Annotated in this window: 1 protein-coding gene; it reads right to left on the bottom strand. The window is 47.1% G+C overall.

Annotated features, from left to right (window positions below; all coding sequences use genetic code 11):
• Window positions 1–1,068 (bottom strand): IS3 family transposase gene (locus J3L11_RS18800; protein ID WP_207571981.1). Its coding sequence is split into 2 segments (ribosomal slippage), with 1,069 coding nucleotides annotated over them: window positions 1–831 and window positions 831–1,068; the frame shifts between segments, so codons are not numbered across the junction. This gene is flagged as partial in the annotation.
• Window positions 1,069–1,132: the final 64 nt, after the last annotated feature.

The following is a 1,132-nucleotide window of genomic DNA, read 5'->3' as shown; positions in this document are numbered from 1 at the left end:
TCGGGTTGTAAAACATCTCAATATAATTAAACACATCCATCTTTGCGTCGTCCCTTGTTGCATAGATTTTTCGCTTGATCCGTTCACGTTTCAGCAGTTGAAAGAAACTCTCGGCTACTGCGTTATCGTGGCAATTGCCTCGACGACTCATGCTACCTTCCAAACCATGGGCACTTAAAAATTCACTCCAATCATGGCTGGTGTATTGGCTTCCCTGATCTGAGTGTACCAGCACTTTGCCATCAAGTTTACGACGCCACACAGCCATCAATAAGGCATCTAACGCAAGTTCTTTGGTGATCCTGTTGCCCATTGACCAACCAATAATGCGACGTGAGAACAAGTCCATTACAGCGCCAAGATAGAGCCAACCTTCATGCGTTTTGATGTACGTAATATCCGTTACCCATGCCTTGTTGGGCGCTAATGGATCGAATTGCCGTTCTAAACGATTTGGCGTAACAACGTGTTGCTCACCACTAGGTGCTCTCGGTTTGTGATAGCCAACTTGCGCTCGCAAGCCTGCTCGTTGCATCAGGCGATGTACACGATTAATACCGCATCGTTCACCAAGGTCACGCAGATCTCGATGGAGTTTACGGTATCCATATACACCACCAGACTCGAGCCAACACTGTTTTAGTTGACCTGTCAGTCGTTCATTATCGTGTTGCCGCTTTGACTTAGCGCAGCTTCTCCACGCGTAATACCCGCTCGGATGAACATCAAACAGCCGACACAGTTGTCGCACAGAGTGACTGTGATGATGCTCTTGGATAAAGGCGTATCTTACTCGGGGTGGCTTGCGAAGTACGCCGCGGCTTTTTTTAACAGGTCACGTTCTTCCGTAACGCGCTTGAGCTCTTTTTGTAGTCGTCGAATTTCGGCGGACTCAGCAGACTGCTGAAGGTGTTCCTCAGAGTCAGGACCATAGCGCTTAATCCAAGCATAAAGACTATGGGTGGTAGTACCTAAACGCTGAGCAACGTCAGCAACAGAATGACCGGCAACAGTGACTTGTTTTACTGCTTCGATTTTGAATTGTTCGGGGTAACGTTTATGGCTCATGGACACCTCTTTTTTTAGCTAGTTTATCTAACTAAAAGGTGTCTAGGAAATCAGTGGCGATTCA

Origin of the sequence: Shewanella sp. 4t3-1-2LB (assembly GCF_017368415.1) — a bacterium.
Taxonomy (GTDB): domain Bacteria; phylum Pseudomonadota; class Gammaproteobacteria; order Enterobacterales; family Shewanellaceae; genus Shewanella; species Shewanella fodinae.
Note: the sequence above shows the minus strand (reverse complement) of the source record. Positions and strands in the feature narration are given on the sequence as shown.